The organism is Enterococcus sp. 125944, from assembly GCF_051909435.1.
Lineage (GTDB): Bacteria > Bacillota > Bacilli > Lactobacillales > Enterococcaceae > Enterococcus_D > Enterococcus_D gallinarum.
Window position 1 is genome coordinate 1 of the sequence record NZ_JBQASY010000046.1, and the last position, 4013, is coordinate 4013.

Here is a 4013-nt window from a genome sequence, read left to right on the forward strand (position 1 = left end):
TTTCTTAAATTTGCGACTTCGTTATAATATCATCTGTTGGTTCTGGCGTCAACAACTTTTTTCATTTTCTTTTAGAAATGATTTTTGTCATTTGGCACATGTAATAATATAGCAACTATCTTGCCATTCGTCAACAGTAAAATCATTGATATTTCAACGTTTCTAAATACTGCGGTTCCATCATATATTTTAGTTAATTCTATGGAATAATCTCTCCATTTGGAAACTATGATGATTATTTGAATTCTCAATGTTCGGTTTTTATTCTTGTTGTAAGTATTATTTCCTATCATTCTTATAAATTTAAGTATGATTTTATCAATTTCCTAGAATATTTGCTAAAATAGGAGAAAAGAATATTGTTCCTAGGAGGATTTATATGAAAATACTTGTTGCTGATGATGATAAAGAGATTGTTGAACTATTAAGTATCTATCTTCATAATGAAGGTTATGAAGCCGTCAAAGCTTATGATGGTAAAGAAGCTTTAACAAAAATTAGAACTACTCCAGATATTGAATTACTGATATTGGATATCATGATGCCTGAAATGGATGGCATGCAGGTTGTAAAAGAGTTGCGAAAAGAATCACAAATTCCAATCATCATGCTAACTGCTAAGACTACTGATATGGATAAAATACGAGGTCTAGTTGCTGGTGCAGACGACTATGTAACAAAACCATTCAATCCTTTGGAAGTGATGGCTCGCGTCAAGTCTCTGCTCCGTCGAACAAAAATGCAAGCTCCCTCTAATCAGCCAGATATCTTAGAAGTTAGCTCATTGATCATTAATCGTGATTCTCATGAAGTAAAAACAATCACCGGAAATGAGATCCAATTGACCGCTCTTGAATTTGGTATTCTCTACCTATTAGCATCCCATCCGAATCGTGTATTTAGTGCTGATGAAATTTTTGAGCGTGTGTGGAAGCAAGAGAGTGTCGTGTCAGCCAAAACCGTAATGGTTCATGTGAGTCATCTGCGTGATAAGATAGAAGAAGCAACTGATGGCGAGAAAGTCATTCAAACAGTGTGGGGAGTTGGCTATAAAATAGATGCGAAGTAATCCAATAGAAAAAAAGAAACGTATCACCCTCACTTCTAAAGAAATCAGTGAATTATTTGCAGAAGGAATCGTTACTGTAATCCTTTTACTTCTATTAAATGTCGCGATTTTAGTCATCTTGACTTCTATAAGAGAGAATTCACCGTTGTTAGTGGAGGCGATCTATGAGTCAAAAAACGCTTTTACTTCTGCTTTTGACACGGATATTTTTCAAAGTGGCCGCAATTTCATTATCCCTTTGTTCTTTTTATTAGATGTGATTGTTTTATATTGGCGTTTGATTCGTCGATACCGTCAAATGCAGCTACGGCATATTATTAGTGAGCTTCATTATATTGCAGAGGGAAACTATGATCATCGTATTCCATTTGAACTGCGTGGTGACCTCAATCGGATTGTTTCAAATATTAACGGCTTGGTAGATAGTACCGTCGCCGCCATTGAAGATGAACGAAGGATCGAACAGTCGAAGGATGAATTAATTACAAATGTTAGTCACGATATCCGAACCCCTTTAACTTCTATTATTGGTTATCTAGGCCTGATTGAAGATCGTCAGTATCATTCTGAAGAAGAGTTATTGAAATATACTCATACCGCTTATGTCAAAGCAAAGCAAATGAAATCTTTAGTAGACGATCTTTTCGAATACACAAAAGTAAGACAGCCTAGCGTCCCAATAAATGTCATTTCTTTTGATATGGCGCAATTAGTCGAACAACTAGCTGCAGATTTTGAATTAGAAGCATCTCGTAAAGGAATAAAGATTGAGACTCACACTCGCCCAGAGCACATTATTATGGACGGTGATACTGAGAAGCTTGTACGAGTTTTCAATAATTTATTGTCTAATGCTTTAAAGTATGGAAAAGGCGCTGACAAAATCGTAATGGAAGTGGAAAAAGTAGGAACAGAAGCCATTCTAACAGTTAAGAACAATGGACAAATGATTCCCAAACATTCATTAGACTCCTTATTTGACCGCTTCTATCGAGTGGAGGAATCACGTTCGCAGGAAACTGGAGGAACTGGACTTGGTCTTGCCATTGCTCAAAGCATCGTTGCCTTGCATGGTGGCTACATTTTTGCAAAATCTACTCCGGATTGGACCTCCTTTATTATCCATCTCCCATTAAAGAGAAATGATTTATCAAATACCCAAAACTATGGTTGACGAACTAACGCTTTTTCGCTATTCTAGAGAAAATACTTACTAATAAAGCATAGAACCTAGTACATTTTTTACTTTTTCAGAGAACTGATGGTTGGTGAGAATCAGTAATGGAAAGAATGGAATCCAGTTCATTAAAAGTGTATCTTTTGAAAGAAAGATCGTGTGCCCACGTTACGGGCAACAAGGGCAGCGTTATGCTGAACTCGGGTGGTACCGCGAAAGATCTTTTCGTCCCAAGAATAGGGATGAAAAGGTCTTTTTTTATATGAAAAACAAGGGGGAAGAATTATGTTAGATATTAAAATGATTCGGCAAAATTTTGACAAAGTCCAAACAAAATTACAGACTCGCGGAGTAAAAAAAGAAGTATTAGAAGAATTCTTAAAGTTAGATGAAAGGAGACGACAACTCCTAGTAGAGACAGAAGAATTAAAAAAAGTTCGAAATGAAGTTTCTGCAGAAATAGCTCAACTAAAACGAGCAAAAAAAGCAGCAGATGATAAAATTACTGAGATGAAAGAAGTCGGTACTAAAATCAAGTCTCTTGATGACGAGATTGCAAAAATTGATTCAGAAATCAAATTGATCGCAACGACATTACCTAATCTGCCTCATGACTCTGTCCCAGTTGGAAAAGATGAAGATGACAATGTTGAAGTAAGACGCTGGGCTACACCAAAAGAATTTGATTTCGAAGCAAAGCCTCATTGGGATATTGCCGAAAACCTAGGAATATTAGATTTTGAACGAGGTGCAAAGGTAGCCGGTAGCCGGTTTGTCTACTATAAAGGATTAGGTGCCCGTCTTGAACGAGCTTTATATAACTTTATGCTAGACCAACATGTTTATGAACATGGGTACACTGAGATGATTACTCCATATATTGTTAATAGCGATGCAATGTTTGGAACTGGACAGTTTCCTAAATTCAAAGAAGATGTTTTCCAATTAGCGGAAACAGATCTTACCTTGATTCCTACTGCTGAGGTTCCTTTAACGAATTATTATAATGGAGAAATATTGGATCTTGACCAACTACCGGTTTACTTCACAGCATTAAGTCCTTCTTTCCGCTCAGAAGCTGGAAGTGCTGGTCGTGATACTCGCGGATTAATTCGATTACATCAATTCAACAAAGTTGAAATGGTCAAACTAAGTGAAGCAGCACACTCTTATGAAGAATTAGAAAAAATGACTGCAAATGCAGAAGACATTTTACAAAAATTACAACTTCCTTATCGAGTAATGGCATTGTCTACAGGTGACATGGGCTTCTCTGCTGCTAAAACGTATGATTTGGAAGTATGGATTCCAGCACAAGAAACATATCGAGAAATCAGTTCATGTTCTAATTGTGAAGATTTTCAAGCACGTCGAGCAATGATCCGTTATAGAGATAACGATGGCAAGATTCATTACATGCATACATTAAATGGTTCAGGACTAGCAGTCGGTAGAACTGTTGCTGCCGTATTAGAAAACTATCAAAATGAAGATGGTAGTGTGACTATACCAGAAGTACTAGTTCCTTATATGGGTGGAGTTACCCGAATTGAAAAAAATTGAAGAACAAGGTAGGATGAGAATTCCTACCTTTTTTCTTTAAATATTCTAAGAAATACCCCCCTATTGTTGAAAATATATTACAGTTATGTTACGTTTATTTTACTTTATGATGATAAATGGAGGGATAAAGTCATATGTCTGACAAAAATACCTATGCACGTCGTAGCCAACGTCACAAACAAGAACCTGATACCTGTGAAAATA

The 4013-nt window shown here is 36.4% G+C and carries 3 protein-coding genes and 1 other annotated feature; all 3 genes read left to right on the plus strand.

Translation table 11 applies throughout. The features are described from left to right. Nucleotides 1-379: 379 nt before the first annotated feature. The 3 genes from ACTFWY_RS17565 (at nucleotide 380) to serS (ending at nucleotide 3809) form a co-directional block, all read left to right on the plus strand. Nucleotides 380-1069: a response regulator transcription factor gene (locus ACTFWY_RS17565; RefSeq protein WP_003129151.1), complete on the plus strand. Its 690-nt coding sequence runs from the start codon at nucleotides 380-382 to the stop codon at nucleotides 1067-1069. Continuing rightward, a complete protein-coding gene (locus tag ACTFWY_RS17570; protein ID WP_003129153.1) occupies nucleotides 1059-2243 on the plus strand; it encodes a sensor histidine kinase in 1185 nt (394 codons plus the stop codon). The genes ACTFWY_RS17565 and ACTFWY_RS17570 overlap by 11 nt, the downstream gene beginning before the upstream one ends. Nucleotides 2244-2284: 41 nt before the next feature. Then, nucleotides 2285-2482: a binding site (T-box leader), on the plus strand. A 49-nt stretch (nucleotides 2483-2531) separates the two neighbouring features. After that, nucleotides 2532-3809: a serine--tRNA ligase gene (gene serS, locus ACTFWY_RS17575; RefSeq protein ID WP_005473111.1), complete on the plus strand. Its 1278-nt coding sequence runs from the start codon at nucleotides 2532-2534 to the stop codon at nucleotides 3807-3809. Nucleotides 3810-4013: the final 204 nt, after the last annotated feature.

Excerpts from the sequence above, each read along its gene's own strand:
- serS (WP_005473111.1), top strand. The coding sequence starts at position 2,532 with ATGTTAGATATTAAAATGATTCGGCAAAATTTTGACAAAGTCCAAACA.
- ACTFWY_RS17570 (WP_003129153.1), top strand. The coding sequence starts at position 1,059 with ATGCGAAGTAATCCAATAGAAAAAAAGAAACGTATCACCCTCACTTCT.
- ACTFWY_RS17565 (WP_003129151.1), top strand. The coding sequence starts at position 380 with ATGAAAATACTTGTTGCTGATGATGATAAAGAGATTGTTGAACTATTA.